This is a genomic window from Cytobacillus sp. NCCP-133, assembly GCF_026011715.1.
GTDB lineage: Bacteria > Bacillota > Bacilli > Bacillales > Cytobacillaceae > Cytobacillus.
Genome location: NZ_BRVM01000016.1, coordinates 20,616 through 47,568, shown reverse-complemented (window position 1 = coordinate 47,568; position 26,953 = coordinate 20,616). Strand labels below are relative to the sequence as shown.

Sequence of the window (26,953 nt, the reverse complement as noted above, 5' to 3'; positions counted from 1 at the left end):
TAAACTGAAAAATTTATTAAAAATGAGTGGAGCTAATGAAAATCTTTAAATCAATCGTAATGGCTATCGCATTTTTTTCTGCCGGCAGTTCATCTGCATGGGCTGTCGAGGAGGGGGTAAGCTGGAGAATTGACATGCTTCCTTGGGAACGGGCAAATACTATATTGCCTAAATATAGCAAGTTTACGGTCCTAGATGTTGAATCGGGCAAAAAATTTAAAGTACAGAGGCGTGCGGGCAGCCATCACGCTGACGTTCAGCCTTTAAACGCCAACGAAACAAAGATTATGAAAAGCATTTATGGAGGAAAATGGAGCTGGAAAAGGCGGGCAATCATTGTTATTCATGGAGACCAATGGATTGCAGCATCTATGCACGGAATGCCTCATGGAGGCGGTGCTCTTAAAAATAACTTTCCAGGCCATTTTTGTATCCACTTTTATGGCAGTACAACACACAGAACGAATTTTATGGACTTATCACATAAATTGATGATTTTAAAAGCTGCCGGCAGGCTGGAAGACTACTTATATAGTGCTAATCCTTATGATGCAGTAAGTGCGTTCATGGCCGGATTGAAACAGCAAGATCCCAAAATCGTTCAGCCCTTATCCCTTCAGCCATTCAATTGGATTAAATTAATGCCTGCCATTGAAAATGTAAGGCTAGTCAGTATGCCTGTGCTTCCTGCGGAGGATTTAGAAGAGGAATTAACCCTTGAAATACCGGTTGAAGTTGTTTTGTTTATTAAGAACAGCGGCAGACAGCACTTTAGAGGCAGTATACAGCTTGTCCGATTCTCGCCAGCTGGTTCCTGGAAGGTGGATAATAGGCGGTTCTTGGAAGAAAACCATTTAATAAAAAAAAGCTTGAGATAGATGATCTCAAGCTTTTTTTACATTTAAAATATAGAGTTTGGCAGCTGTACTATTGCTTTTCGCCAAATTTAATAAATGTACGCTCATCTTCTACTAAACCGCAAGCTGCACATTGTACTCGTTTATCAGGACCCTTATAGGGCATGTGAAAAGGGGATAGCTGTTCGGTGCTATACTCTTCAAGCACTTGCCCTGTCTGCGGATCCATTTTGATTGACTGGGGAACCTGCTGGATTATATTAAACCGGCTTCTGTTCGTTTTACAATTTGGGCAGCGATAGGGTGAGTTCATGCAATTATTCTCCTTTCTGGCATATTAGCTATATTTTTTGCATTTGCAAATTTATTTATGTAAAAATACATATAGAGTTCATGAAAATTCCTTGTATGGAAGGGATGTGCACATTTTGAAGATGGATTTCGATCAACTCCTTGAAGAATATAGAAAGCTGTGGAACAACCGAAAATTATCCGGGAATGAAGACGCAGAATTATTGTTGAAAGAAACCATTGCAAGAGAACTCAAGGATGAAAACTCCCATCCCAGAGTCCGTAAGCCTCTTTATGAAAAGTTTTTTCTGGCTATCAAGAGAATATCAGCCTCAAATTTGAGTGATATTGATAAAAAAGCCCTGATTGAATTGCATATAGAGCAGCTTGAAAGTTTGAAATAGGAAGTGGTGAGCGCTTCCTATTTTTCGTATGTATGTTTCTATTGCATTATCCTTGTGTGACAAGATTCAAGTTCCTTTCACATTTATCTCACAAAATTGCTGTATGATAAAGGTAAGATTGTCATAAGGAGAAGAACATGGAATGTTAAAAAAATATGGGTTTGTCATCTTGATCTTAATGACCATCATCCTTTCTTCTTGTATGGAAAAACAGCTCCCTTCAATTCCGGAAGAACTATCTTTTGCTGCCACAGTCAATATAAAGGATATGTCTGTTTCCTTTGTGGATTTAAAAAAAATGGCCATTGCAGAGGAATGGAGAATGGAAAAGCCATATACGGGTGCCCTAATACTGCCGGACCAGGATACGATTCTTTTTTTTGGGAGCCAGCTGGAAAAGGCTGATTTGTATTCTTTAAAAGAAGGGAAAAAGATTGGCAGCTGGGAGACCGGTATTGGGATTGTAAACGGACTGCTTCTGGATAGTGGAAAGGAAGCTGCCCTGGTTGATCAGAATCTGAACAAGATTCGATTTTTTAATTTACAAGGGCAAGAGCTCAAACAAATTGAAGCAGGAAGCGACCCGCTAACCATATTAGAGTCAGAGCCATTAAAAAAGTTATTTGTGCTCAGCTTCAACAGTGAAAAGCTGGCGGGGATTGATCTTCAATCAAAAGAGAAATCGGAGGAATTTGCAATCCATCCATCTGCTGCGGGGGCCTGGCTTAATGACGGAAGCAATGAAATATGGATTGGGGGCCATGGAGAAGGAATCGAAATTGAAAAGAATATCCATGTTTACGATACAGAGACAGGAGCATTAAAAAAGACGATTCCTGCGCCTTCAATGCCGGTAAATTTTCTTGAAAAAGATGACTATGTATATGTTTTAAGCCATGGGTCAAACATGTTATATAAAATAAATGATTTAGGGGAGAAGGCTGCCTCGGTTTCGGTTGCAGCCAATCCTTTTGAAATGGCACTTGCTGAGGAACGATTATTGGTTGCCGGCTATGATAGCAATGATATCCATATCCTCGATCCTGAAAGTTTAAAATCGCTGAAAACAATTAAAGTTGGCAAAGGACCTTTCAAAATTGTTTTAAGGGAGAGAATGAAATGAGCATGCAAAACATCCTGATCATAGATGATGAAGCAGATATGAGGAATCTAATAGAAATGTATCTTGGCAATTCAGGTTTTCAGTGCTTTACCGCTGAAAATGGTAGTGAGGCGTATAATATCCTAAAAAACACAGCAATCGATTTCGTTATCCTGGATATCATGATGCCTGAAGAAGATGGGTATGAAGTATGCTCAAGAATTAGGGGCAATTCAGAAATCCCGATTATATTCCTCTCTGCAAAAGGAGAGGAATGGGATAAGGTAAAGGCTCTTCAGCTCGGGGGTGATGATTATATTGTTAAACCATTCACTCCTGGAGAACTTATAGCAAGGATCAATGCTGTACTGCGGAGAACAGGGGGTGCCAAAAGTGATACTGGCTTTTTGAAAATAGGGAAAATCACTCTTGATAAAATAGCGCGTAAAGTTACAGTTGAAGGAAAGGCCATACCGCTGACCTTGAAAGAATTTGAACTTTTCCTTTTTTTCATTGAACATAAGAACCAAGCCCTAAGCAGGGAGCAGCTGCTCGAGAGGGTATGGGGCATTCAATATACCGGAAGTCTGAGAACGGTTGATACCCATATCAAAACCTTAAGAATGAAATTAGGAGTAGGAGACTATATTCAAACTGTCTGGGGAGTGGGCTATAAATTTGAGGTGCCGGGTGAATGAGGTTTCTGCCTAATAGTCTCGCAAAAAAAATGTGGCTGACTGTGACAGCAGCTATATTGATTACGATTCTCTATTCCTATTTTTTATCCTATCTTTTTTATGAAAAAATTTATGTCAAGAATGTTGAAAAATCGCTCTTTGATGAAGGGCAGCGTTTAGCCATGGAGTATCAGGGAGGACCCTTGACTGAAGAACTTAAAGAGAAGATTGACTGGTATAATTCCAAGTCTGAAACAGAAATCTTCATTGTCAGCAACCCTAGGGAGTTAAGTGCCTGTTTGCCCTTTGATATTGACTATCAGTCTTTAATAGGGCAGGAAGAGAGAGAAGAGCTCCTTCAAGGAAATGCTGTACAAAAATTGGGCTATGAAGAAAGGTTCGGCCGCAAAATAATGGGTGTCATTATTCCTCTGCTTGATGAAAACAGGCTTCAAGGCATCATTTACTTGTACTTGCCTCTTGCAAAAATATCGGAGATTACAAAAGACTTTGCCTATGTATGGTTTATAGCAGCATTGATCTTTACTGTCGTTAGTATATTATTGGGCACCATGCTTATCAAAAAACTGACTAAACCGCTTCTTGATATGAAGGATGCTGCCGAGCATGTCTCACAGGGACAATATGATGTACAGCTGAATATTAATTCTCTTGATGAGATTGGGCAGCTGGCCCATGCGTTTAACCACATGTCCTCTTCTATTCAAAAAGAGGATGAACGAAGGAGAGAGTTTTTGGCAAATGTTTCCCATGAGCTCAGGACCCCCATCAGCTATGTAAAAGGGTACAGCGATGCCCTTATGTCAGATATGGTCCATACAGACGAAGAGAAACAAAGGTATTTAAAGCTAATTCATAGGGAGGCAGGAAGAATGGATCGGCTTGTTGGGGATTTGCTTGATTTGTCCAAGCTTGAATCAGATGAATATCCGATGGAGAAAATGCCTCTGCCGCTCGCACAGCTCATTGAAGATTCAATAGAAAAATACAAGCCTATCATCTGTGAAAAAAAACTGAAGCTTCATTATGATTTAGATCCTGAAATTATCATTAACGGAGATGAAGGCAGAATTGAGCAGGTCATCCAGAATATTATGGATAACTCTATTCGCTATACGGAAAACGGAGGAATAAGCATTCGTTTATATCAGGAGAAGGATAAAGGCATAATTGACATAGAGGACACTGGAATAGGTATACCTGAGGAACATGTAAACAAAATAAAGCAAAGGTTCTACAGGGTCAATAAAGGCCGTTCAAGAGATGACGGAGGAACAGGCTTGGGCCTTGCAATTGCAGAAAAACTTATAAAACTGCATCAAGGGAATTTAATCATATCAAGTAAAGTGGATCAGGGGACAGTCATAAGAATTTTCCTGCCAATCCTTGAGATGGATTAAAAGAAAGAATGGATATAAAAAGGAGATAGTAATGAAGAAATTAATTTATGTAATGATACCTCTTATGCTTTTAGTTAGCTTAACAGCATGCAATGACAATAATACTGATGGAGAAGAAGAGCCGCAATTTCTTGATGTGAAATTAAGTGTCAATCCAGAAAAAGCAGAAGTGAACGAGCCTGTAGCTTTTGAAGCAAAGGTTACCTATGGTGAGGAAGAAGTAACAGACGCAGACGAAGTTAAATTCGAGGTCTGGAGAGCAAATGAAAAAGAGCATGAGAAAATACTTGTAGAACATGCTGAGAACGGAATTTACCGCCTCGAAAAAAGTTTTACAGAAGAAGGCACCTATTATATATACTCCCATGTAACTGCCCGCAGAATGCATAATATGCCTAAGAAAGAGTTTATTATAGGGCAGCCAAGCGAACCAGAAGAAGATTCCGCGAACGCGGAGATGGATAATAAGGAAGAAATGGAAGATGTCGAAGGAGAGAAAGATCATAACAGCCATTAAAAAAGCAGCTTCCGGCTGCTTTTTTCATTCATGGTTTCTTTTGGTTTGGAATAGAATAGGTGTATTTACCCGTTATTACATATGATCTACTTTCATATTTGTTACACCTCTGTAATAAACGTAAAGATAACTATCAAACTAAAAACCTGTCAACAACAATGTTTTAGTATATAATTGGCATTGATTTAAGAGTTTTTCCTTCATAGTGAAATATACCCAATCATACCTCTACCCGTTATATCCACATGCTAAACCTATTAAAATAAGGATTTATGAAATTTTTTCGTCACTGCTGTTCCTGTAACTTTCTAAAATCATAGAGTCAATTGGTTAATTGTAAAATCCACCCAGAAATATTACATAAAACCCTATGTTATGATGATTCTGCAAGCAACACAGCACAACAAAGAAAACAAACAACAGGGAGGATTTTAATAGATGAATAAGAAAGTAATTTTCTCAGTAGCAGCGGCAGCAGCATTACTAGTATCAACACCAGGGGTAAACAAAGCGGACGCAGCTTCAAATTGTCCTACTCCTGAAAAAGGTAATGTAGTATACTCTCAAACTGGTAACCTAAGCCAAGATCAAATTAATAGCATTCTTCAAAAATATCTTAAAGGTTTCAATGTAAACTGGCAGGATGTTCAAATAAACAAACAGCAAGTACAGCAGCCAGCAGCTCAGACAAAAGCACCTGTTAAGGAGCCGGCAATTGTTCAGGAACAAGCAAAAGCTCCTGCCCAGCAGCAAGCTCCAGCTGAACAGCCAAAAACAGAAGCACCAGCACAAGTAACATCTGAAGTAAGTGCATATGAGCAAAAAGTACTTGAATTAACAAACCAGGAACGCGCTAAAGCGGGCATATCTGCACTAAAACTTGATGTAGAACTAAGTAAAGTAGCACGTGAAAAGTCCCGTGATATGCAAGCAAAAGGATACTTTGACCATAATAGCCCAACTTACGGTTCACCATTTGATATGATGAAGCAATTCGGTATTTCTTACCGTACTGCTGGTGAAAACATTGCTATGGGTCAGCGTTCACCTGAAGAAGTAGTAAACGCTTGGATGAACAGTGAAGGACACCGTAAAAACATCATGAATGCCAACTTTACACATCTTGGTGTAGGCCATGTTGCAGACGGCAACTACTGGACACAAATGTTCATTGGAAAATAATCATTGATTCATTAAAAGACAGCCAAATTAGGCTGTCTTTTTTGTTAGCTGTTTTCCTGATTTCTTACAAAAATAGGGATCTTTTCATTAGTATCTTTTTTAATAGGAAGAATAATGGATAGAATTCCATGGTTTAGAGAGGTTTCAATCATGTTCTTATTTATTGCAATAGGGATTGACAGCTTCTTTTCAAAGTTTCTGCTCGGTCTTTCCTTTAATAAGTAACGGCAGTGATTACGAAAGGTGCTGCTTTTTCCTTTAATAATAAGTTCATCTTGTATTAAGGAGACCTTGATATCATTTTTCGCAAGTCCCGGAAGTTCAGCTTCAATTATAATCTTATCTCCATCCTCATACATGTCACATCTCGGATAAACCTCCTGATTAGAGAGGAAAGTGTTGATTTTTCTCTGTTCAAGACCTGAAAAAGAACGCTTTTTATTTAAATCCGAGTTTTCCGATTCCATAAATCCACTCCAGAAATCCTCGTTTTGATACTGAGCTGTTAACTGGATTAATTCTTTCCATTTTTCCATATCCATAAGTTTCTCTCCCTTTCGGTGAATGCATTTAAAGGATTTCTGTGACATCTATCTCTGAATATTGCATATCTACATTCTTCGGGATTTTAATCTCCAGGCAGCCATCCTTAAATTGAGCAGAAGAACCTTTTCTCTTTACAATAGCTGGCAGGGTAATAAAATGCTGATCATCTTTTTCAGGAATATGCTCAATGATCATTTGATTCGATGTGTGGAAAAGCTTCATTTCTTTTAGCCATTCTTCATTTTTGATTGGCACTCTGACAAATATATGGTCATGGGTTTCGAAAACGGAAGAATTCAGAACTGGTGTGTTGGTATGCGAATGATTTGATGCTGCATTGAAACCTTTCATGAAATCGGGAGCGGCAGTCATTCCTTGCATATTTTGAGGGAACATTTGCCCCATCAAATTTTGGATATATTTATCAATTTCTTCAGGTTTCATTTGTTTCGAAAAATTCTTCATATCTTTATTGAAGGGGAAAAAATTCCATGGGAACATCCTGCTCATCCTTTCCATGCAGAACTGCTGACAAGGCAAGCCATGCATTTTAAAGTTAGTTTATTCTATGCTGTAAAAAGCCTATCTGTTAAAAAATTTCATAAATGCATCAAACCTGACGATTCCCAAAAGGAAGACAGAAAGGAAAAGTTCCTTATTATTTGCATAAACACACGGTAATTACTAGTATATTGTTAATAGCGTATATAAATTTTCTATAATTGAGGGGTAATTTTGTGAGGAATAGAGCAGCTTTAATCACAGGAGGAGCAACTGGAATCGGAAAACGAACGGCGGCGGCACTTGCAGAAAGCGGTGTCCATCTTGTGATTAACTACCGCAGCAGTCAAGAGGAAGCTGTTTCATTATGCAAAGAACTTACAGACAAACATGGAACAAAAAACATCCCAATACAAGGGGATATTTCAATTGCTTCTGATTGTGAAAAAATAGTACAGGCTGCGCTTCGTGCATTTCCTGCAATTGATATCTTAGTCCATAATGCAGGTCCTTATGTCCATGAAAGGATCGGGATGGCAGATTATTCATTTGACCAATGGAATTACCTTATTAATGGAAATCTAAATGCAGTTTTTTATTTATCAAAGATGCTTCTTCCTAAAATGAGGGAAAAGAAATGGGGAAGAATCATTACCATTGGCTTTGACAGGGTGGAGGCAGCTTCAGGCTGGATTTACAGATCTGCGTTTGCTGCTGCAAAAACTGGTGCAGCTTCACTGACAAAATCCATTGCTCTTGAGGAAGCAGGGAACGGGATCACTGCAAACATGGTTTGCCCAGGTGACATTATCGGAGAATGGAAAGAAAAAGATATTGAAGATACAGCAGAAGCCAAAGACAGTTTTTCACCTGTTGGGAGGCCTGGAACAGGTGAGGATATCGCACGTGTCATCAGCTTTCTGGCTGATGAAAAATCCAGTTTTATAACAGGCGGCATCATACCTGTAACGGGCGGAAAAGACGTCCTGGGGAAAATGCATCAGGAATAATAAAAGCCATCGTATCATTACGATGGCTTTTATATCTCAGCGAGTTTCCTGCAAACCAGCAGGGAATTTTCTTTTTTGTACATAAATAAGTCTGCTTGTTAAAGTAAGAGCACCTGCAGCCAGTCCGGTTATCAAACCGGTCCAATAGCCAAATGCGCCCCAGCCAGTATAATTGGCAAGATAATAGCCAAATGGAAGTCCGATCACCCAATATGATACAAGCGACATAATAAAGGTAACATTTACATCTTTATATCCGCGCAATGCCCCTTGCACTGGCGCCTGTATAGCGTCTGAAAGCTGGAAGAACATTGCGTAAATTAAGAACTGTGTTGTGAGGCTTAATACTTCCTCATCTTTTGTATAAATGGATGCAACTTCTTCTGGGAAGAGCAGCAAGATCGCTGCGCAGACAAGTGCCATTGCCAAAGCAACAGCTACTCCCATCCAGCTGTATTCCTTGGCATCCCTATACCTTGCTGCTCCAACTTCAAACCCTGCCAAAATAGTCAAAGCCATGGAAATGCTCAGGGGAATCATATACAGCAAGGAAGCGAAATTTAGGGCAATCTGGTGTGAAGCAATAACAGCTGTTTCAAAAGTGCTCATTAATAGCGTGACAGCCGAGAAAATGCTAGTTTCAAAAAAGATGGATAATCCAATCGGAATGCCGATTAAAAGTATTTCTTTCCATTTGACTAATGAAATAGAATGAAGTTTTCGAAAAATACCAAATGCTGAGAAGGGCATACTATTTTGAATAATGTAAAAAGAAAGGATGGTGATCAGCCAATAGGTAATGGATGATGCAAAGCCAGCTCCGGCACCTCCCAGTTCCGGGAAGCCGAACTTTCCATATATGAGCAAATAGTTAAATACCACATTAATAGGCAGGGAAATCAACGTGATGATCATGCTCACCCTTGTTTTTCCCAAAGCGTCAATAAAGGACCTTAATACATTATAAACAAAAAGGGGGACCAAGCCTGTGCTCAAAGCGGCAAGATAATCAAAAGCGGTTTCATGAACCCTGTTCTCCAGACTCATTCCATTTAAGATTGGGCCCAGGGACAATGCTCCTCCTGCAAAAATGATCAGTGCCATAATAACTGATAAATAGACACCTTGTATAACAGAAAAAGCAGCATCTCCCTGTTTTTTAGCCCCCACCAAGTGCGATACAATCGGCGTAACCGCCATTAATATGCCGCTTAGCCCAGTAAACACTGGAAGCCACAAAGAGGAGCCAATCGCTACACCTGCCAGATCTTCTGAACTATACCTTCCTGTCATTAAAGTATCAACAAACGTCATGGAATAGATCGTAAGCTGTGTAATGAGAATTGGAATTAAAATGATTAAAAGCTGGCGAAACTTTTCTTTCTTGCTATATGTCTGTTCCATGTATATTCCTCTTTCTGTGAAGTGACGAGAGAATTATAACATAGATAAAGTCATCTGGTGATTATTTAATATTTTGCCGGGAAACCGTCTGGATTTAGCACCATTACCTAATAATCACTTGTCTATGACCTTGGATTTCATTCCTAAAATTAGCTGTTTTATTCCTTAAGTTTTGCGTCCCATTCCCCGTTTTTAGAGTTCTATTCCCTAAATTCCGTTTTTTCTTCCTCCGTTTTTTGATTTTATTGTCAAAGTCCATTTGCACAGTATATTCCAAACTTAAAAGCGCCCCAGTAAAAAAAACGGGACGCTTATAATTCTATTATGAATGTGAATGCATTTGCTCTTTTTTCATCAGATCCTGCTGTTCTTCAACCGCCTGCCCATCCTGCTGGACAATAAGTGTACGGGTTGGGAATGCGACTTCTACACCTTCTTCTTCAAGCAGATCCATAATCCTGAAGTTGACATCCTCTTTAATGTTCAAGTACTCCGCAAAAGTGGTTACAGTGGTAAAGAAGTATAGATATATATCAAGGCTGGAGTCGTTGAATCGATCAAATTTAACCAGAATAGTATCATTATGAATTTCTTCATGGTCAATAAGCATTTGCTCAATGCTCTTAACCAATTTCTCGAGCTTATTTTTCGGTGTTGAATAGGTAACACCAAGATGGAATGCAATTTGCCTTTTACCCATTTTTGACCAGTTAATGATCGGCTCATTGGCCAGCGTCGAATTGGGCACCGTTACAAGCGCCTGAGCAAACGTTCTGATCTTCGTGCTTCTGAAGGTAATATCCTCAACGGTTCCTTCAACACTTGGAGTCTTAATCCAATCCCCGATTGTAAAAGGTTTTTCTGTAACGATGACGACCCCGCCAAATAAATTGCTTACCGTTTCTTTTGCAGCAAGGGCAAAGGCCAATCCGCCAAGTCCCAGGCCGGCAATAAATCCATTAATATTATAATTCCATTCCTCCGCAATAATTGTCACTCCCAGTACAATAATAATCAGTTTCGCAATCTTCGTTATAAAAGGAATGACAATCCTATCAACATCAATGTCGAGCTTATTCATAAGGCGCGGGAAAAGATGTGTAATGATTGAACTCAAATTAAAAAGCCCCCATGTAATCAATAAAATAAAGAGTGACCTGAAAACTTGGGTTTCCCGCGGATCACTAATTAGATCATAAGGGAAAAATTTAAGGGCAAGCTGGAAGCCAATGATGACGAAAAGCCATCTTGCAGGCCTTTCAAATGCAATTAAAATATTTGCTGCAGTTTCGACTTTCTTTTTTTGCATAAATGAAAGAATCATTTTAAAAACATAAGCTGTAAAGATCTTTCTCAATGCTAAAAATAATAAAAGAATGGCTGCTGAAATGCCCATTCTTACCCACGTATTTTCTAAATTAATAATATCCATTCATATCCTCCATCTCAATGGTCATTACTATGCTGAAACTAAAAGAAATAACCCGATAAATTTATCATCTATAAAAAAATAGGTTAATAGTGAAAAAGATATATTTTTTAATGGATTTTAGCATAGATTGATATTTTTGCAAGAAAATTAGGAAATAGCTCTTCTATTATTTACTTCAAGTAAGTATGAGTAAAGTTAAAATCATGATTAAATCCACATATGATTTTTTCAATTATGTGAACTTTTTAAAATTATGAATGGAAATCAGCTGATTTGTTAATTATAGTAATGAAAATCATCTTTCATCTCATATTACATGTACTCTAAGTCAGCAGTTAACTCTTTCGAAGGGAGCGAAGGCGATGAGCTTTAATTTGAACAGAATCAATCCTAACCAGATACAAGTGATGTTTTTGGATGGACGTTTTGAAACCTTGACAAATGAAGAGCTTGAAGATCTGCTTTCCCAAGCAGGAATCAGTGAAAGACCAGAGGAGGATTCAAGTTTTATAAACTAGCAGCTGTTCAACCCCCTCATCAGTCTTTTCTGTAACAAAATAGCACTGGCTATAAAGAGCCAGTGCTATTGAATATGCTAAGCCTCCAGTAATTGGGACGATTCTTGGGCTGCAACTCCATGCCGCATAACATGCAGCGTATATAAATCTTTCGAAATTTCATACAGATTGTAGATATCTCCGTTTGCATTCAGCTGGTCATATACAGACTTTCTTGTTTCATTTGCAAGAATGACATAAGGAAGCTTTTCAGCAGCTTTTTGCGAACGGATATTTTCTTTTCGGATTTTCATAAAGATCGTTTCAATTCGGGTTTCATAAAAAAGCTCTTCAAAGAAGGCATCCTTTGCCATTTTATTGTAGCCATTGCCGTGATATGGTTTGCCAAGCCATGTTCCTAAGAAGCCGGCATTGTCCTGGATATCGAATAAATTAATCGTCCCAATCGGAGCGCCCCATTCATCAAGAATAGTGCGTGAAACTAATTCACCGCGTTCTTCTGCTTCGATTGTCTGCTTTGTTATAAACATAAATTCTTCATAAGAGTGGGCTTTTTGGCGAACAAAAGGGAAGACATCAGGGTGCGTCATTAAATCATACAAAGTATGGCAGTCGTGAAGATCACGTTTCTTGAGCATAGGTTATCCCTCCAACCTGAGGACAGTCCTACTCCATGCCAAATAGAGCCGTCGGTCCACCCTCGAAATTTTTTATAATGTGCAAAAAATTTCGGGGTGGGAATCGAACCCACTAGAACCAGATAACTGGTGGCGCACCATTTGCCTTCCCTATAACTATCGTTTCCGATATTTGATTGTCTGTCATTTATGGAATGAAATATTCACTTCACTTAAGGTATAATACTAAAAAAAATTCAAAAAGGAAATAGGTTTTTTGATTATTTTTTTTGTGATTTTATGTCAAAAAACACCAGCAGATTCCGACAAAAATCAAGACTCTTTGAATGCAATGCTTCCTGCGATCATCGTCCATTTTGGCTTAGCTATAAAGTGAAATGGATGATGAGTCCACAATGCCAAATCAGCATCTTTTCCTTCTTCAATGCTCCCCAGCTGGCGGTCAATTCTCAAGTTCCTTGCAGGTAAAATAGTGATGCCCTCCAGAGCCTTTTGCTCTGATAAACCTTCCCTGACTGCTATTGCGGCGCACATATTTAAATATTGAACAGGTGTATAAGGGTGATCAGTTGTTATTGAAACTTCCACTCCATGTTCAGTCAGCTCCTGATAGGTTTTCCAAGTCTTGTTCTTCAGCTCTACTTTTGATCTCCTAGTCAGTGTGGGTCCAACAGAAACCTTTAAATTTAGCCCTTCCAATTCATCTGCAATTAAATGGCCCTCTGTACAATGTTCAATTCTCAGATCAAGATTGAATTCCTCGGCAAAGCGGATGGCAGAGATAATATCATCTGCACGATGTGCGTGTATTCTTACAGGTATTTCTTTTTTTAGAGCTTTGACGAGTGGAGCAAATCTTAGCGCTTCAGGATTATCACAATGTATAGCCTCATAAAAGGCTTCTCTGAGCATACCCATAATCCCCATTCTTGTAATGGAATCCTTGTTTCCCTGGCTGTGGATCCGCTTGGGATTTTCCCCTAGGGCAATCTTTAAGCCAGCCGTTTCCTGCACAAGCATCTTTTGAATGTTTTTGCCGGCAGTTTTAATGACAGAAGTAGTACCGCCAATTACATTGGCGCTGCCAGGCATGATATGGGCAGTTGTAATCCCATATTTCACTGCATCGGAAAAAGCGGGGTCCAGTGGGTAAACACCGTCCATTGCCCTTATATGCGGGCTGAGCGGCTCAATGGTTTCGTTAGCATCATTGCCTGCCCACCCCGTTCCTTCATCATATAGACCAAGATGTGTATGGACATCTATAAAACCAGGCAGAAGATGATGGTTATGGCAATCAATAATCTTGACATCTGCTTCGGTTATAAGGTTCCTGCCAAGCTTCGCTATTTTTCCATTCTCTATTGAAACGTCACCGTGAAAAGAAGCAGCAGTTACAGGATAAATTTGTGCATTTTTTAATAAAGTTTTCACCATTTATATCGTCCTTTAGTCCTGAAGTAGTTTTTATTATTTTACAAAAATAGAATGGAAAGGGGAACAGTAATTTAAAAAAGCATGGAATAATCTCTTCCACGCTCTTGGGTATGGTAATTAATGTATATGTTTTTTAAGGATCTTTCTGAGGGCTAACTTATAAAGTAAAGACAACTGTTTCTGCTCACTATAGGTATAAAATGGTATAAAAGCAAAATAGTTCGCGAAAGAAGCCACTTTACAATATGCTTTCATTTTCTTGCCCTTTTATAAAGAAAATAAACGAACCCGGAAGTAAGGGCAATGATGATAATCGGCATAATAAAGGGATTTGCATAATCCTTTATGTCTCTCCAATGTTCTCCAAGCTCCATCCCCAATAATAAAAAGAGAACAGTCCACGGGACCATTGCAGCAATTGTATAAATGGTAAAAATGGATAGCGGCATTTTGGCAATGCCTGCAGGAATCGAAATGGCGTGGCGGACAATTGGAATGAATCTTGCTGTAAAGATTACGCCTGTTCCGTATTTCTCGAACCATTTTTCAGAAGCGTCTAAATGGCTTTTCTTAATCAGTAAATATTTTCCATACCGATCAAGAACGGGTCTTCCTCCGTATGTGCCAAGCCAGTATAAAAAAAGCTGGGCAAGTGTACCGCCTGCTATCCCTGCAAGCAAGGCACCGGCAAAGTGAATAGTTCCGGTGCTGACTAAAAAACCGCCATAGCTCAGGACAATTTCACTTGGAATTACTTCAACCATTAGACCAAGAGCAATACCGGCATAACCTAGCTGGGAAAGCAATTCAAAAATATAGGAAACCACTTCTTCCAAATGAAAACCTCCCCATTTGCATTAAAATATCCCGGTCATTTGCAGAAAAAGGACAGAAAATCCAAGAATCCAGACATAGACTGCAAATACCTTCAAGGACTTTCTTTTTAGAAAGTTGATCATCCAAACTACTGCCATATACCCGAAAATGGCAGAAGATAAAGTAGCCATTAACATGCTGCCAAGTGTCACTGCTTCAGTATGGCCTGACATCATTTCGCCAAATTGCAGAACAATTCCGCCAGCTATAGCGGGAATGGATAGCAGGAATGAAAAATAGGCAGCTGTTTCCCTTTCCAGCTTGCGAAAAAGACCAGCGGCAATGGTTAAGCCTGATCGGGAGACGGCTGGAAAAATCGCTGCGGCCTGGAAGGTTCCGATAAAAAGGGCATCTCCATAGCTAATACTGTCCATTTTTTTTGCGCCTTTCTTAACGCCATCAGCTATCCAAAGAATGAAGCCTGTAAACAAAAATTCCCAGCCGATTGTAATTCCCGTTTTCGATATGGAGTCAAACAAATCACTTAGCAATAGTCCAACGATAACGGCCGGTATCGTGCCGATTACCAGGAGCATGGATAACTTGCCAAAGGGATTCTTCAAGATTTTCAGCAGTTCATTTTTATACACAACCAGGACTGCCAGCAAAGTTCCAATGTGGAGCATGGTATCAAGAAACAGGCCTGCTTCATCAAGGGCAAAAAGGTGCCTCCCTAAATACAGGTGTCCTGTACTCGATATGGGCAAAAATTCAGTAAGCCCCTGAATAATTCCAAGGATGAAAGCTTCGAACTTTGACATCATCTATATCACCTTCCCTAGCAGATATCTGTGATTAGGCAAAGGAATGCCATAATGCCTGTCTTTAACATGTGTATTCAAGTTGTCCCAATCAAGAACTCGGAATTCAGGCTCTAGCGGATTTTGGCCATGAGTGCATAAAAAAATAAAATATCATGAAACCTTTTTAAATGCATAACGTAAATAGTATAGAAGCAATCATAATTAGTTTTATAAAGGCTGTTCCGTAAAGTTTGTTGCTTTTAAATTAATTTAATCCGCTGAGTTGTTTGTAGCGAAAGGAGCAGAATCCTCGAAAATGCTAACGCATTTTCTTACATCGAGGAATTCTTTCGAGGAAAGCTTCTTCCCAGCCCTGCGGGGAGAGAGCATACCAAGGGAGACCCCGCAGACTTGGGAGCGTCGATAGCCCCGTGATAAGCGCTGCACCCGGAAATCGACGGTCAGAATTCCAAAGCAATAACAGAAATCATGTGCAAAGAGCATTTAGATAAGATATTAGGAGGAATCAGATTGAACGAATTAAAAATGCCTCCCAGTGAGGAAAGGCTTTTAGCAGCTGCCATTTATGTAACAAGCTTTTTTACAACCTTTATCGGGCCGCTGATCATCTGGCTTTTGAAAAAGAATGATTCAGAGTTTGTTGATTATCATGGGAAAGAGTATCTGAACTTCCTGATTTCCTATACAGTTTATAGTGCGATCAGCGTGGTGTTAATGATCATTCTTATCGGTGTTATTACCATCTGGATTGTGGGAATACTTGCCTTTATTTTTACAATTGTTGCTGCTGTCAAAGCATATGAAGGCAGGGAATACAGGATACCGCTTGTTTTCAGAGTTCTAAAGTAAGGTTAAAGAGCCCTTGTTGCCATAGGGCTTTTTTAAATGGATAATAAAGCATAAATGTCAGTATTTTCGGGGACTCGGGGTGATAAAATGACTAGGCTTGATAATAAAGAAAGAATGCTGAAGCTTATGGAGATTCTAAAGGAACAGACGGATGAAGAAAATGAATATACCATAGATGAAATCGTGGAATGCTTTAAGAGAGAATATGGCCCGGAAGTAAAACTGAATAAAAATTCGTTAAAAGACGACATTAACCATTTAATTGAAGCAAATTTTGATATTACCATTAATCAAGAAAAAGAAGGGATGCCAAAGTATTACAGTCATCAATACCGACTATTTGAGCTCTATGAACTGCGGATGCTGATTGATGCTGTAGCTTCTGCACGTTTTATTACAAAAGACGAAACGAAGCAGCTCATCCGTAAAATTAAAAAATTGACAAGCACTCGTCATGCAAGAAAACTGCACAATGAAATTTTGATTGATTCTTCCGTAAAAAGCGAGAGCAAAATGGTTCGGCTTGCGATCAATGATTTGCATGAAGCGATTTCCGAGCGCAAAATTGTTGCCTTTCAATACGGCAGATATAATATCAACAAGGAGTTCGTCCTGAGTCATGATGGCGATGAGTACCGAGTAAGGCCAATAGCACTTACATGGGTGAATGATTTTTATTATTTAATAGCTTATTTTTTTAAAAAGGAAGAAATTCGCCATTATCGGATGGACCGTCTGCGCAATGTCAGAATAACGGAAGAACAGTTTCCCTACGAACCTTTTGATGTGTCCAAATATGTAAGTTCAACTTTTCATATGTACGCAGGTTCAGAAGAGTGGATAAAAATCCGATTTCATCATGATTTAATTAACGTAATAATCGATAAGTTCGGAAAGGACGCCGATATCCGCAAGCTTGATGAACAACATTTTGTCCTTACAGCTAAAGCAATCGTCAGTGATGGTTTAGTTAAGTGGCTGCTGAATTGGGGAAAGCAGGCGAAAGTCCTGTCGCCGTCATCGCTAGTTGAAGAAGTAGTGAACGAAATCCATAATATGCTTACTGTCTACGATGAGTCAGGAGACTGAACAGGCTGCCTTCAACACTGCTTCAACACTCTTTAATAGAGTGTTTTTTATGTTTGTGAGAGCGGTTACCGGGATTTAGTAACGTCTTGATTTTAGCTGCGGTCAGCGGACTTCATTCATAAGCAAAAAATAATCTATGTGAAAAGAGTCTTTTTCAAAATCGGTGGAGGAACGGATTAAAACATTTCTGCAAAAGTTCTCCTATTATATTCATGTTTACGAGATTCACTTAATAGAATAGTGAAGAATATATAAACAGGGAGTCCTGATGATGAATATCCAGCAATATTACCGCCAATCAGCTGACATTTCTCTGAATGGCAGCCTGGCAGCGCTTATGCCTTCTTCTATTTTTCTCGTGTATTCCATTATAAATGTTTCGCGCATCAATCTGCTTCTGATTACTGCTCCTTTTATTATTTATAGTTTTTTGTGCTTTCAAGTATTTTTGCTGAATAAACAAAGGGCAAAGAAAGTCGCGAATACAAGATTGCGTTATATACGTGCAGGTAATTTTCCTTTTCTTTTACAGTCTAATGTCCTGATCACCTACATGCCTGCTCCTTCCCTGCGAATGATTATATTTAATCCAAAAGGAATGCAGATTGGGGAAATTAGAGATATGAACATGTGGAAAATACGATGGTTCTTGCCCTATTTTTTAGATTGTTTATTGCCGAAAAAGCTGGGAATCTTTAACCAAGTTAACGAACTTGAAGCTGTGATCTATATCAGGAAAGCCGGTATTGAAATAATTAATTGCAGAACTTCTGGAAAAGAAAAAATTCTTTCTAAACCAAAAGGCGATAAACGAATTTATCATCATAGCAATGGACATTATTATATGTCCAAAAATTTATTTTATACTGATCTGCAAGTTTATGATGCAGATTCAAAAAAAGGTTGCCCGATTTCGAAAAGGCTGGATGCCAACTGAATGGGGCCACCGGTTTTTAGACCCCAACACGCCGGTACTTTCATTTGAATCTGGAATATCTGTTAAGGAAAAGCTTAGGATTTACGCAATTTTTGCGCGCCTGTTTCATTACAGGAACCATTAAAAGGCAAAGGCAGAATGATGGAATCCCTATTCCCCGTATTGTAAGATAGATTTAGCTAAAAGACGGAAGAGAAAAGTAACTGATATAGAGGTGTCCAAATGAAAAAGTTTTTGCTGGCAGCTGCAGTTATTGTCCTTTTACTGTTTATTGTTGATAAAACAATCCTTAAGGATAAAGGGATGATTGAACAGGCGGGACAAATGCAGAAATATGAAAAAATTGATAATCCGGACCATCTGCCTGTCGGTTTGGAAAAAGGAAATCTTGCTCCTGATTTTGAGCTCAAGGATTTGGAAGGCAATGCTGTAAAGCTAAGTGATTACAGAGGCAAAGCGGTCCTTTTAAATTTCTGGGGAAGCTGGTGTCCACCATGCCGGGCGGAAATGCCGCATATGGAAAAGCTATACAATAAATATAAAGATGAGAATTTTGATATAGTTGCAGTGAATCTTACAAATACAGAGAAAAACAGTGGAGACGCAGAGCGATTTGTTGAAGAGCTTGGACTTACTTTTACTATTCCATTGGATGAAAAAGGAGCTGTAGGAGCTGATTACGAAGTGCTTGCATATCCTACAAGCTACTTTATTGATTCGGACGGTGTGATTAGAGAAAAAGTTCTTGGAGCGTTGAATGAAGAATATATGGAAAAGGAAATTAAAAGACTGCCATAAGAAATGAAAAGCCGGGGAGGCAATTATATGCTCTCCGGCTTTTTTTTCTGCTGATCCAAGCGAGCAAGAATCGCTCTTTTGCGGTAGAGCATCATCCCTGCTTCAGCAAGATCATTTACTGCCGAACGGTTAATGAAGGCTCCAAATAATAGCCCTGCAATCGGCACCATCTGAAAGAGCTTTTTCCAGCCAATTTGGTCCCGGTAGGAAAATACGACTTCTCTCCATCCCTGCAACTCAGAAACTACTTCTCTTTTAGATCCGTCTGTGTTGGAGGCAAACATGGATAGCTGCTGTAAAATGGCTTCCTTGCCAACGATATCGGAAGAAACAAATTGCAGAATTTTAACGATGATCATCCTTTCCTTTTTATCTGCAGGATCAAATCCATAACAGATCGCGATGTCCTGAAGGGTTTTCAGCTTGATCCCGAGCAATAGAGGGATATCAATGGCAAGAGTAAAAACACCGCCAACTCCTGTACTGGCACCCTGAAATGCTGCAGCTCTTTTACGGCTGGAGGAAATCCTAGCGGCAACTTCATCCATTCTTGCTATCGGCAGGCATTCGACATCATTTAGAGTATAAATATTTTCATCTGAATAATAATTCTTTAAGGAGGATACCGAGCTTAAATACCTTCCTCCAGATTGAATGTAAGTGCCAAGCTCGTCAAGAATTACACCAACCTTCTTTTGGAGAAATTCCGGTGTGAACTTATCTAAGAGCTTAAAAGGAAGGCGGCCAATCTTCTCCCAAAACCATAGGTCACCCTGCTCTTTTTCCCAGTCCTCGCATTTTTTTAACTCATTTATCAAATAGTCTTTAGTCTCAATCATTTATGTAGCATCCTTTCAATTGTTTGATGGTAAGTATACGGACAGCTGCCGTAAAAGTTTCGATTTTGCCGAACTTTTCTCTTTGTATATTCCGAGAGTTCATGATAAGATTCTTATAATAGAATAGGATTTCCTTCGGGGCAGGGTGAAATTCCCAACCGGCGGTAATGAGGGTACGCCCTCTAAGTCCGTGACCCGGTTTCGTTATTGACAGAATGTTTGCGTTCCTTGGTGAGCAAGGTGCTTGCGCATTTTTAATGAAAACGGTGGATTTGGTGAAACTCCAAAGCCGACAGTGAAAGTCTGGATGGGAGAAGGAATGATTATAGTGCTGCGTTCAAAAAAACTTTTTTAAACGCTTAGTTAGTCATGTGATTTTGCTCCGTATTACCTTGTTGGTGTGCGGGGTTTTGCCGTTTCATACTTAATTTGGAGAAGTAGTAAGGGAAGGAGGCTTCATGTAATTTGAAGCATCAAGAGTATATGAAGTTAGCCATAAGCCTGGCAGCGGCCACTAAAGGGCAAACCAGTCCTAACCCCCAGGTGGGTGCGGTTGTTGTTAAAGATGGTGAAATCTTGGGGATGGGTGCTCACCTGAAAGCAGGAACCCCCCATGCAGAAGTTCATGCCATAGCTGCTGCCGGTGAAAAGGCAAAAGGCGCTGATATTTTTGTCACGCTTGAACCATGCAGCCATTTTGGAAGAACACCGCCATGTGCGGATTTAATTATAAACTCAGGCATTAAAAGGGTGTTTATAGCTTCTGAAGATCCAAATCCGCTAGTAGCAGGCAAAGGAATTACGAGGATGGAAGAGGCCGGCATCGAGGTTGTTACAGGCCTAATGCATGAAGAAGCAGATGCTCTTAATGAACCATTTTTTCATTTTATAAAAACAAAAACACCATATGTAACGATTAAAGCAGCCTCCTCCTTTGATGGAAAAACAGCTGCAAAAACCGGGGACAGCAAATGGATTACCTCTCCAGAATCCAGGCAGGATGTCCATCGGCTACGGCACGAACATGACGCAATCTTAACAGGTGTAAGCACCATCATTCACGATAATCCTCTTTTAACCGCCAGGCTGCCCCAAGGCGGAAAAAATCCCATTCGAATTATTTTAGATACTAATTTAAGAATACCGGCTGACGCTAACGTCATCCGGGATCAGGCTGTTAAGACAATTATCTATACCGGCTCAGGCATAGATGAAACTAAAGCGGAAGAGATAAAAAGGTTTGGCGTGGAAATTGTTGCCTTTCCTTCCAAAGTCATTTCAATTAAAGAAGTGTTAAAAGATTTAGGAGAAAGGAACATCATGACGCTTTTTGTTGAAGGCGGATCAGAAGTGCACGCTTCGTTTATAAAAAGCCGTTCATTTCAGCAAGTAATCCTTTATATGGCGCCTAAAATTATTGGAGGCAAAGAAGCAATTCCTTTTGTTGGAGGAATCGGTGCTGATTTTGTAAAAGATGCGCCTTCGCTCGAATTTGTTGAAATTGAAAGGATTGGCAGGGATCTTAAAATTACTGCAAAACCTCTTAAGGAGGCACAAGATTAATGTTTACAGGTATTATCGAAGAACTTGGCACCGTAAAAAAAGTCGTACAGCAGGGCAAAGCAATGAAACTGACCATTGGAGCATCCAAAATATTGTCAGACATTCAGCTTGGGGATAGCATTTCGGTAAATGGCGTATGCCTCACCGTTACTGAATTTATGAAAGACGAATTTTCAGCAGATATAATGCCTGAGACTTTTAAAAGCACTTCGCTTTCTGCCATAAAAGAACGCTCAAAAGTTAACTTGGAAAGGGCAATGTCAGCAAACGGCCGTTTTGGCGGGCATTTTGTTACTGGCCATGTTGATGGCACAGGGCAAATTTTGAAAAAAACAGCGAGTGATAATGCAATCTATATCCAAATATCAGTGCCTGCTGCATTAAGCCATTTGCTCATCATGAAAGGGTCCATTGCTGTGGACGGGATATCCCTTACTGTTTTTGGAAACGAGGGGAATACTGTAACGGTATCAATTATTCCCCATACTGCCAGTGAAACGGTCCTTGGATTCAAAGCTGCTGGAGATATTGTGAATCTTGAATTTGATATGCTAGCTAAATACCTTTATTCCTTTATGAATAAGCAGCATGAAAATGCAGCTCCACAAAAGGGGATATCAGAGCAATTTTTACAAGAAAATGGTTTCTTATAAAATGTAGTATGAGAAGGAGGGACAGTAAGGTGTTCAGTGAAATTCGAGATGCCTTAGAAGATTTGAAAGCCGGGAAAGTCATTATTGTTTGTGATGATGAAGACAGAGAAAATGAAGGTGATTTTCTGGCAATTGCCGAATATGCTAAGCCAGATACCATTAATTTCATGGCTAAGGAAGGAAGAGGTCTGATCTGTGCTCCCCTTACGGAGGAGCTCGCTGAAAAGCTGGAGCTGAATCCAATGGTAGAAGTAAACACTGACAGCCATGGGACAGCCTTTACTGTAAGTATTGACCATGTCAAAACAACCACAGGAATCAGCGCCTTTGAGCGCGCTTTTACCATTAAAGAAATGCTTGCAGATGATGCGAAGCCCTCAGATTTTTCTCGTCCGGGGCATATCTTTCCGTTAGTGGCAAAAAGAGGCGGTGTGTTAAGGCGAGCTGGCCATACAGAGGCCGCGGTCGACTTGGCCCGTCTTGCCGGAGCGAAGCCGGCCGGGATTATTTGTGAAATAATGAAAGACGATGGAACGATGGCAAGAGTAGATGATCTTGAAAAAGTGGCAGAAAAGTTTGATCTGAAAATGATCACGATTCAGCAATTGATTGAGTACCGGCTGAAGCATGACTCGATTATAAAGCGGGAAGTAGAAATTGAGCTGCCCACAGAGCTTGGAGATTTCAGAGCTGTAGGTTATTCCAATACGGTAGATGGAAAAGATCATGTTGCACTTGTAAAGGGAGAAATCAATGAGGATGAACCTGTACTGCTGCGCGTCCATTCCGAATGCCTGACTGGGGATGTATTCGGTTCGAACCGCTGTGATTGCGGACCTCAGCTTGAAGCTGCGTTAACACAAATTGAAAAAGAAGGCAAAGGGATTCTGCTTTATATGAGGCAGGAGGGCCGGGGAATCGGCCTGATTAATAAAATGAAGGCCTATAAGCTTCAAGAAGAGGGCTATGATACCGTTGAAGCTAATCACAAGCTGGGCTTTAAGGATGACCTGCGTGATTATGGAGTGGGGGCCCAGATTCTAAGGGATTTGGGTGTTAGAAAAATGCGATTGCTGACCAATAATCCTCGCAAAATCGCAGGGCTGGGCGGATACGGGCTTGAGGTAGTCGAACGAGTTGCGCTGCAAATGCCTGCAAAAACCGAAAATGAGAACTACTTAAAGACGAAAAAAACGAAACTTGGACATTTATTACAATTTTAAGGAGCGATCAGAGAGATGAAAAAAGTGGTTGAAGGACATTTAGTAGGAACTGGGTTGAAAATGGCGATTGTGGTTTCGCGTTTTAACGAATTCATTACTGGCAAGCTTTTAGGGGGAGCAGAAGATGCCCTTAAGCGACATGGAGTAAATGAAGAGGATGTAACAGTTGTATGGGTTCCTGGGGCATTTGAAATTCCCCTTGCAGCCAAGAAGCTTTCTGAATCAGGAAAATATGATGCAGTCATCACACTTGGAACAGTAATCCGTGGAGCAACACCCCATTTTGACTATGTCAGCGGTGAAGTGGCAAAAGGGGTAGCTTCAACGTCAATGCAAAGCGGTGTACCTGTTATTTTCGGTGTCCTTACGACCGATACAATTGAACAGGCGATTGAGCGCGCAGGTACAAAAGCTGGAAACAAAGGCTATGAAGCAGCTGTCGGAGCTATTGAAATGGGTAATCTGTATAAGCAGTTGACAGAGGTTGCCGGCCAGTAATTACTCAACTTGAACTTCAAAAAAATTTGGCTAACATTAGCGGGAGCTGTTTTCTCATTTGTTAGCCTTATTTATAAAATAAGCGGAAAAATTTTCAATGTTCATAACTGTTTAGTTCCACAAAGGATCAATTGTATAGCCTAAGGGTCGCACGACCGAACGAGGTAGCATTTGGGAGGACGTGAGCTTTTCTTATTGAATAGACGTCTGACCTTTCTGTTGGCAGATAGCATATTTTTTGTTAAAATATGCTGTGTGGCTCACCTGATGCAAAAGGCTTCTCTTTGAATGAAGAGTTCAGCTTATTGGAGAGAGCGGGTAGGGAGAGGGCTAATTAAATAGATAGGTAGTTTACATGAACAAGTGGTTTAACCAGCTTTTTCAGCTTGATTCAAATGGGGCAACTGTAAAGAGGGAGGTTGTGGCTGGAGCAATCGGGTTTTTTACGATTGTCTACATCATTGCTGTTAACTCTCTTATTCTATCAGAAGCAGGGATTCCGTTGGAAGCAGCCATTCTGGCAACCATATTAACTTCAGTGGTAGGCTGTATAATTATGGGCTTCTGGGCGAATGTTCCGATTCTTCTTGTTCCGGGAATGGGGATTAATGCTTTATTCTCTTATACGATGGTCCAATCCATGGGGCTGTCCTGGCAGGAAGCATTGGCTGTTGTCTTTATTTCAGGTCTTATCTTTGTATTTGTAGCGTTCTCGCGTTTTGCGAAGACATTAAACGAATCCATACCTCAGTCGCTAAAAGAAGCCATCACTGTTGGATTGGGTCTTTTCCTCATGCTGATAGGGCTTGAAAAGGGCGGTATCGTTGAAAAAGGGACAAACTCTATAATCGCTCTTGGTGAACTGGGAGATCCGCAGGTACTAGCAACCATCCTGACCTTCTTGCTTGCCATCATATTATTCATGCGAAATGTACCTGGCAACTTTTTGATTACGGTTGTTGCGGGGACTTTAATTGCATGGGCCTTTGGCATAATTGATGTGCAAAATACAGAGCATAAGGTATTTTCGCTTTCAGATTATATGCAAGTTTTTGGAGCGATGTCGTTTGAGAACATTCTTTCTATTACTTTTTGGATCGCCGTATTTTCTTTGACAATGGTGCTTGTATTCGAAAATATCGGATTAGTTCACGGGCATGTCGGTTTTATCAAAAGGCCGGAACAGTTTTCACGCGCATTTCAGGCAAACTCGGTTTCAGCTTTATTATCAGGCATTTTTGGAACAAGCCCAACTGTTTCCACCGTTGAAAGTGCAGCCAGCATGGCAGCAGGCGGAAGGACAGGGCTGACAACAGTAACTACAGGTTTTCTATTTTTGTTATCGGCTTTCTTTATTCCGGTTATTAAGCTGATTCCAAACAGTGCGATAGCGCCCATTTTAATGATTATTGGCGGCTTAATGCTCCAAAACATCCGAAATCTTGATTTAAAGGACATGAGTGAAAGTTTTCCGTCCATCTTTATCATTGCCATGATTCCTTTCACATACAGCATTGCAGATGGCATAGCCATTGGCTTTATCCTTTATCCAATCCTTAAGATTTCAATTGGGAAGGCCAGGGAAGTTTCTGTGGCTCTATACGTAATTGCTGCACTGTTCTTGTTTAATTTTGTTTTTCATGTTATTAGTTAATATAGTTAAAAGGATGCTCATGACGGGCATCCTTTTTTGCTGCTAATTGTCACTTCGACTCTCTTGTATCCAATTAAGGATTGAGACTTTGAAATAATCGTTTTGCCAGTGCAAAGAATTAATTTTTTTGTAAAAACACTAATTTTTGCTTTTTTACAAGTTTCGACAGACTCAAATTCTGAATATAGATAAATTGAAAACTATTATTGAATAATAAATGGTTTTATGGCACTCTTATCTATAAGTTATTTACAAAAGGTTTGGAGGTATTTTATTTTGAAGATCGACCTTATTAAATGCCATGGTTCAGGAAATGACTTTTTTATTATAGATGAAATATCAAATACTTATGGTTTTACAGATACACAGCGGGCTGAACTGGCAAAAGCGATATGCAGCAGGAGTACTGACCTGGGTGCTGATGGAATCCTGTATATTTTAAAAAGCAAGAAAGCAGACGCAAACATGCGTGTATTCAATCCGGATGGATCCGAAGCTTCGATGTGCGGAAATGGGCTGCGCTGTGTGGCTCGTTATGTTTGTGAACTTCTCGGTTTAGAGGAAGCGATCATCGAAACGATGAAAGCAGATTTACAAGTAAAAAAACAGGAAGATATCCTTGCAGATATACCGACTTATTTGGTTGAGATTTCTCCAGTATCTTTCGATTTGATTGATCTGCCGCTTATTCTTGAAAAGGAAACCTTGATTAATGAAAAAATAAGCAAAATCTCTGAGGAATTGTCCTTTACAGCTTTAGCTGTCCCGAATCCGCATTTTGTTTCGATTGTCGAAAAAAAACATATTAGATCGGATCTGCAAAAAAACATTAGTGAATATTTAAATGGACCGAATGAATTTTTCCCCGATGGTGTAAATGTCAGTTTTGTAAAACCACTAAAAAAAGGTCATATCTATGTCCGGACATTTGAAAGAGGTGTTGGTTTTACCAATGCTTGCGGTACGGCCATGTCTGCATCCACCCTTGTTACTTGCATGAACGGCCTTAATGAAATAGAAAAGCCTGTAGAGGTTTATAATAATGGCGGAAAAGTAAGCTGTGTTGTTCATGAGAAAAATGGGAAGCAATCCATTGACTTGATTGGAAATGCGAGTTACGTTTTCCGCTGTCAATTGGACGTTAATATGGATAATCCTATTGAATTTACACTGTCTAAAAGAGAAGAATATCAGGATGAAATCAAGCAGTATGCCAAGCTTCAGGAGCATGCACAGCAAATATTAAAAGAATGCATGTAGGATAAGGCCAAAA

At 39.8% G+C, this 26,953-nt stretch carries 29 protein-coding genes and 1 riboswitch; of the genes, 19 read left to right on the top strand and 10 right to left on the bottom strand.

Going from position 1 to position 26,953, the window contains the following annotated elements; genetic code table 11:
• The first annotated feature begins 35 nt into the window (after positions 1-35).
• Complete coding sequence (locus NCCP133_RS16700; protein ID WP_264806213.1) at positions 36-878, top strand: hypothetical protein; 843 nt, start codon at positions 36-38, stop codon at positions 876-878.
• A 49-nt stretch (positions 879-927) separates the two neighbouring features.
• Here NCCP133_RS16700 and NCCP133_RS16695 read toward each other — a convergent pair whose 3' ends face one another.
• Positions 928-1,170 carry a DNA alkylation repair protein gene (locus NCCP133_RS16695; RefSeq protein ID WP_264806212.1) on the bottom strand — a complete coding sequence of 81 codons (243 nt, stop codon included), beginning with the start codon at positions 1,168-1,170 and terminating at the stop codon, positions 928-930.
• Positions 1,171-1,291: 121 nt separating this feature from the next.
• On the opposite strand from NCCP133_RS16695, the gene NCCP133_RS16690 reads away from it, so the two are divergent.
• The 6 genes from NCCP133_RS16690 to NCCP133_RS16665 all read left to right on the top strand — a co-directional run bounded on the left by NCCP133_RS16690 (position 1,292) and on the right by NCCP133_RS16665 (position 6,451).
• Positions 1,292-1,552, top strand: coding sequence for a hypothetical protein (locus NCCP133_RS16690; RefSeq protein WP_264806251.1), 261 nt, complete (start codon positions 1,292-1,294; stop codon positions 1,550-1,552).
• A gap of 142 nt (positions 1,553-1,694) precedes the next feature.
• Positions 1,695-2,675 carry a YncE family protein gene (locus NCCP133_RS16685; RefSeq protein ID WP_264806211.1) on the top strand — a complete coding sequence of 327 codons (981 nt, stop codon included), beginning with the start codon at positions 1,695-1,697 and terminating at the stop codon, positions 2,673-2,675.
• Positions 2,672-3,352 carry a response regulator transcription factor gene (locus tag NCCP133_RS16680; RefSeq protein ID WP_264806210.1) on the top strand — a complete coding sequence of 227 codons (681 nt, stop codon included), beginning with the start codon at positions 2,672-2,674 and terminating at the stop codon, positions 3,350-3,352. Before NCCP133_RS16685 ends, NCCP133_RS16680 begins: the two co-directional genes overlap by 4 nt.
• The gene (locus NCCP133_RS16675; protein WP_264806209.1) at positions 3,349-4,752 is read left to right on the top strand and encodes a sensor histidine kinase; all 1,404 of its coding nucleotides are present in this window, start codon (positions 3,349-3,351) and stop codon (positions 4,750-4,752) included. Before NCCP133_RS16680 ends, NCCP133_RS16675 begins: the two co-directional genes overlap by 4 nt.
• A 31-nt stretch (positions 4,753-4,783) precedes the next feature.
• Positions 4,784-5,269, top strand: coding sequence for a FixH family protein (locus NCCP133_RS16670; RefSeq protein WP_264806208.1), 486 nt, complete (start codon positions 4,784-4,786; stop codon positions 5,267-5,269).
• A gap of 438 nt (positions 5,270-5,707) precedes the next feature.
• Positions 5,708-6,451 carry a CAP domain-containing protein gene (locus NCCP133_RS16665; RefSeq protein WP_264806207.1) on the top strand — a complete coding sequence of 248 codons (744 nt, stop codon included), beginning with the start codon at positions 5,708-5,710 and terminating at the stop codon, positions 6,449-6,451.
• 44 nt (positions 6,452-6,495) lie between these two features.
• Here NCCP133_RS16665 and NCCP133_RS16660 read toward each other — a convergent pair whose 3' ends face one another.
• Positions 6,496-6,993: an Hsp20/alpha crystallin family protein gene (locus NCCP133_RS16660; protein WP_264806206.1), complete on the bottom strand. Its 498-nt coding sequence runs from the start codon at positions 6,991-6,993 to the stop codon at positions 6,496-6,498.
• 28 nt (positions 6,994-7,021) lie between these two features.
• Positions 7,022-7,498, bottom strand: coding sequence for an Hsp20/alpha crystallin family protein (locus NCCP133_RS16655; RefSeq protein ID WP_264806204.1), 477 nt, complete (start codon positions 7,496-7,498; stop codon positions 7,022-7,024).
• 236 nt (positions 7,499-7,734) lie between these two features.
• Between NCCP133_RS16655 and NCCP133_RS16650 the strand changes: the two genes are divergently transcribed.
• The gene (locus NCCP133_RS16650; RefSeq protein ID WP_264806203.1) at positions 7,735-8,508 is read left to right on the top strand and encodes an SDR family oxidoreductase; all 774 of its coding nucleotides are present in this window, start codon (positions 7,735-7,737) and stop codon (positions 8,506-8,508) included.
• A gap of 36 nt (positions 8,509-8,544) precedes the next feature.
• Here the strand turns inward: NCCP133_RS16650 and NCCP133_RS16645 are convergent, their stop codons facing one another.
• Together NCCP133_RS16645 and NCCP133_RS16640 are read right to left on the bottom strand one after the other, a co-directional pair.
• On the bottom strand, positions 8,545-9,912 hold the full coding sequence (locus NCCP133_RS16645; protein WP_264806202.1) for an MATE family efflux transporter: 1,368 nt from the start codon (positions 9,910-9,912) through the stop codon (positions 8,545-8,547).
• A 322-nt stretch (positions 9,913-10,234) separates the two neighbouring features.
• Entirely contained in the window at positions 10,235-11,344 is a 1,110-nt protein-coding gene (locus NCCP133_RS16640; RefSeq protein WP_264806201.1) for a mechanosensitive ion channel family protein, read from the bottom strand.
• A 362-nt stretch (positions 11,345-11,706) separates the two neighbouring features.
• On the opposite strand from NCCP133_RS16640, the gene NCCP133_RS16635 reads away from it, so the two are divergent.
• The gene (locus NCCP133_RS16635; RefSeq protein ID WP_264806200.1) at positions 11,707-11,862 is read left to right on the top strand and encodes a hypothetical protein; all 156 of its coding nucleotides are present in this window, start codon (positions 11,707-11,709) and stop codon (positions 11,860-11,862) included.
• A 77-nt stretch (positions 11,863-11,939) separates the two neighbouring features.
• Here NCCP133_RS16635 and NCCP133_RS16630 read toward each other — a convergent pair whose 3' ends face one another.
• From NCCP133_RS16630 to NCCP133_RS16615, 4 genes are all read right to left on the bottom strand, one after another.
• On the bottom strand, positions 11,940-12,500 hold the full coding sequence (locus NCCP133_RS16630; protein ID WP_264806198.1) for a GNAT family N-acetyltransferase: 561 nt from the start codon (positions 12,498-12,500) through the stop codon (positions 11,940-11,942).
• Between the two features lie 312 nt (positions 12,501-12,812).
• Positions 12,813-13,937 carry an amidohydrolase gene (locus NCCP133_RS16625; protein ID WP_264806197.1) on the bottom strand — a complete coding sequence of 375 codons (1,125 nt, stop codon included), beginning with the start codon at positions 13,935-13,937 and terminating at the stop codon, positions 12,813-12,815.
• A 251-nt stretch (positions 13,938-14,188) separates the two neighbouring features.
• Entirely contained in the window at positions 14,189-14,773 is a 585-nt protein-coding gene (locus NCCP133_RS16620; RefSeq protein ID WP_264806196.1) for a DedA family protein, read from the bottom strand.
• A 21-nt stretch (positions 14,774-14,794) separates the two neighbouring features.
• Complete coding sequence (locus NCCP133_RS16615; RefSeq protein WP_264806250.1) at positions 14,795-15,574, bottom strand: undecaprenyl-diphosphate phosphatase; 780 nt, start codon at positions 15,572-15,574, stop codon at positions 14,795-14,797.
• Positions 15,575-16,102: 528 nt separating this feature from the next.
• Between NCCP133_RS16615 and NCCP133_RS16610 the strand changes: the two genes are divergently transcribed.
• The 4 genes from NCCP133_RS16610 (at position 16,103) to NCCP133_RS16595 (ending at position 19,250) form a co-directional block, all read left to right on the top strand.
• The gene (locus NCCP133_RS16610) at positions 16,103-16,426 is read left to right on the top strand and encodes a DUF4870 domain-containing protein (RefSeq protein WP_264806249.1); all 324 of its coding nucleotides are present in this window, start codon (positions 16,103-16,105) and stop codon (positions 16,424-16,426) included.
• An 87-nt stretch (positions 16,427-16,513) separates the two neighbouring features.
• Complete coding sequence (locus NCCP133_RS16605; RefSeq protein ID WP_264806195.1) at positions 16,514-17,515, top strand: helix-turn-helix transcriptional regulator; 1,002 nt, start codon at positions 16,514-16,516, stop codon at positions 17,513-17,515.
• A gap of 271 nt (positions 17,516-17,786) precedes the next feature.
• Positions 17,787-18,452: a hypothetical protein gene (locus tag NCCP133_RS16600; RefSeq protein WP_264806194.1), complete on the top strand. Its 666-nt coding sequence runs from the start codon at positions 17,787-17,789 to the stop codon at positions 18,450-18,452.
• Positions 18,453-18,674: 222 nt separating this feature from the next.
• Entirely contained in the window at positions 18,675-19,250 is a 576-nt protein-coding gene (locus tag NCCP133_RS16595; RefSeq protein WP_264806193.1) for a TlpA disulfide reductase family protein, read from the top strand.
• A 23-nt stretch (positions 19,251-19,273) separates the two neighbouring features.
• Here the strand turns inward: NCCP133_RS16595 and NCCP133_RS16590 are convergent, their stop codons facing one another.
• Positions 19,274-20,089, bottom strand: coding sequence for an EcsC family protein (locus tag NCCP133_RS16590; RefSeq protein WP_264806192.1), 816 nt, complete (start codon positions 20,087-20,089; stop codon positions 19,274-19,276).
• A gap of 127 nt (positions 20,090-20,216) precedes the next feature.
• Positions 20,217-20,412, top strand: a riboswitch (FMN riboswitch).
• A 142-nt stretch (positions 20,413-20,554) separates the two neighbouring features.
• Here NCCP133_RS16590 and ribD point away from each other — a divergent pair.
• The 6 genes from ribD (at position 20,555) to dapF (ending at position 26,940) form a co-directional block, all read left to right on the top strand.
• Positions 20,555-21,652: a bifunctional diaminohydroxyphosphoribosylaminopyrimidine deaminase/5-amino-6-(5-phosphoribosylamino)uracil reductase RibD gene (ribD, locus tag NCCP133_RS16585; protein ID WP_264806191.1), complete on the top strand. Its 1,098-nt coding sequence runs from the start codon at positions 20,555-20,557 to the stop codon at positions 21,650-21,652.
• Entirely contained in the window at positions 21,652-22,305 is a 654-nt protein-coding gene (gene ribE, locus NCCP133_RS16580) for a riboflavin synthase (RefSeq protein WP_264806190.1), read from the top strand. Before ribD ends, ribE begins: the two co-directional genes overlap by 1 nt.
• A 29-nt stretch (positions 22,306-22,334) precedes the next feature.
• Positions 22,335-23,528 carry a bifunctional 3,4-dihydroxy-2-butanone-4-phosphate synthase/GTP cyclohydrolase II gene (locus tag NCCP133_RS16575; RefSeq protein ID WP_264806189.1) on the top strand — a complete coding sequence of 398 codons (1,194 nt, stop codon included), beginning with the start codon at positions 22,335-22,337 and terminating at the stop codon, positions 23,526-23,528.
• 15 nt (positions 23,529-23,543) lie between these two features.
• A complete protein-coding gene (gene ribH / locus NCCP133_RS16570) occupies positions 23,544-24,026 on the top strand; it encodes a 6,7-dimethyl-8-ribityllumazine synthase (RefSeq protein WP_264806188.1) in 483 nt (160 codons plus the stop codon).
• Between the two features lie 355 nt (positions 24,027-24,381).
• Positions 24,382-25,680 (top strand): NCS2 family permease, encoded by a 1,299-nt coding sequence (locus NCCP133_RS16565; protein ID WP_264806187.1) that lies wholly within the window; start codon positions 24,382-24,384, stop codon positions 25,678-25,680.
• A gap of 276 nt (positions 25,681-25,956) precedes the next feature.
• Positions 25,957-26,940, top strand: a complete 984-nt coding sequence (dapF, locus tag NCCP133_RS16560; protein WP_264806186.1) for a diaminopimelate epimerase — start codon at positions 25,957-25,959, stop codon at positions 26,938-26,940.
• Positions 26,941-26,953 lie beyond the last annotated feature (13 nt).

Coding starts and splice junctions, on each gene's coding strand:
- NCCP133_RS16640 (WP_264806201.1), bottom strand. CDS start 11,344: ATGGATATTATTAATTTAGAAAATACGTGGGTAAGAATGGGCATTTCA.
- ribE (WP_264806190.1), top strand. CDS start 21,652: ATGTTTACAGGTATTATCGAAGAACTTGGCACCGTAAAAAAAGTCGTA.
- NCCP133_RS16590 (WP_264806192.1), bottom strand. CDS start 20,089: ATGATTGAGACTAAAGACTATTTGATAAATGAGTTAAAAAAATGCGAG.
- NCCP133_RS16700 (WP_264806213.1), top strand. CDS start 36: ATGAAAATCTTTAAATCAATCGTAATGGCTATCGCATTTTTTTCTGCC.
- NCCP133_RS16595 (WP_264806193.1), top strand. CDS start 18,675: ATGAAAAAGTTTTTGCTGGCAGCTGCAGTTATTGTCCTTTTACTGTTT.
- NCCP133_RS16635 (WP_264806200.1), top strand. CDS start 11,707: ATGAGCTTTAATTTGAACAGAATCAATCCTAACCAGATACAAGTGATG.
- NCCP133_RS16600 (WP_264806194.1), top strand. CDS start 17,787: ATGAATATCCAGCAATATTACCGCCAATCAGCTGACATTTCTCTGAAT.
- NCCP133_RS16680 (WP_264806210.1), top strand. CDS start 2,672: ATGAGCATGCAAAACATCCTGATCATAGATGATGAAGCAGATATGAGG.
- NCCP133_RS16625 (WP_264806197.1), bottom strand. CDS start 13,937: ATGGTGAAAACTTTATTAAAAAATGCACAAATTTATCCTGTAACTGCT.
- NCCP133_RS16675 (WP_264806209.1), top strand. CDS start 3,349: ATGAGGTTTCTGCCTAATAGTCTCGCAAAAAAAATGTGGCTGACTGTG.
- NCCP133_RS16605 (WP_264806195.1), top strand. CDS start 16,514: ATGACTAGGCTTGATAATAAAGAAAGAATGCTGAAGCTTATGGAGATT.
- NCCP133_RS16670 (WP_264806208.1), top strand. CDS start 4,784: ATGAAGAAATTAATTTATGTAATGATACCTCTTATGCTTTTAGTTAGC.
- NCCP133_RS16660 (WP_264806206.1), bottom strand. CDS start 6,993: ATGGATATGGAAAAATGGAAAGAATTAATCCAGTTAACAGCTCAGTAT.
- NCCP133_RS16615 (WP_264806250.1), bottom strand. CDS start 15,574: ATGTCAAAGTTCGAAGCTTTCATCCTTGGAATTATTCAGGGGCTTACT.
- NCCP133_RS16665 (WP_264806207.1), top strand. CDS start 5,708: ATGAATAAGAAAGTAATTTTCTCAGTAGCAGCGGCAGCAGCATTACTA.
- ribH (WP_264806188.1), top strand. CDS start 23,544: ATGAAAAAAGTGGTTGAAGGACATTTAGTAGGAACTGGGTTGAAAATG.
- NCCP133_RS16685 (WP_264806211.1), top strand. CDS start 1,695: ATGTTAAAAAAATATGGGTTTGTCATCTTGATCTTAATGACCATCATC.
- NCCP133_RS16655 (WP_264806204.1), bottom strand. CDS start 7,498: ATGTTCCCATGGAATTTTTTCCCCTTCAATAAAGATATGAAGAATTTT.
- NCCP133_RS16610 (WP_264806249.1), top strand. CDS start 16,103: ATGCCTCCCAGTGAGGAAAGGCTTTTAGCAGCTGCCATTTATGTAACA.
- NCCP133_RS16690 (WP_264806251.1), top strand. CDS start 1,292: ATGGATTTCGATCAACTCCTTGAAGAATATAGAAAGCTGTGGAACAAC.
- NCCP133_RS16630 (WP_264806198.1), bottom strand. CDS start 12,500: ATGCTCAAGAAACGTGATCTTCACGACTGCCATACTTTGTATGATTTA.
- NCCP133_RS16695 (WP_264806212.1), bottom strand. CDS start 1,170: ATGAACTCACCCTATCGCTGCCCAAATTGTAAAACGAACAGAAGCCGG.
- NCCP133_RS16645 (WP_264806202.1), bottom strand. CDS start 9,912: ATGGAACAGACATATAGCAAGAAAGAAAAGTTTCGCCAGCTTTTAATC.
- NCCP133_RS16565 (WP_264806187.1), top strand. CDS start 24,382: ATGAACAAGTGGTTTAACCAGCTTTTTCAGCTTGATTCAAATGGGGCA.